We start from the raw sequence: 218 nt of genomic DNA on the forward strand, positions 1-218 counted from the left end.
GCAGCAGACGGCGCGCCCGTCGGGAACGTCGGGCGGGCGGTACGGGCGACGTGGACGGAACGGCGGAGGGATCGACGGAGGGCGAACGCATCTTCACTGAATTTACATAATGCCGCTGACGGCCGCGTGAGGCACGACCCGGCCCACGACGCGCGGACCGGGAAACGCCGGGCGTCAGCGGCCCTGCGAGACGAGCCGGGAGAGCGCGGCGCCCGCGT

The organism is Deinococcus pimensis DSM 21231 (assembly GCF_000519345.1).
GTDB lineage: Bacteria > Deinococcota > Deinococci > Deinococcales > Deinococcaceae > Deinococcus_A > Deinococcus_A pimensis.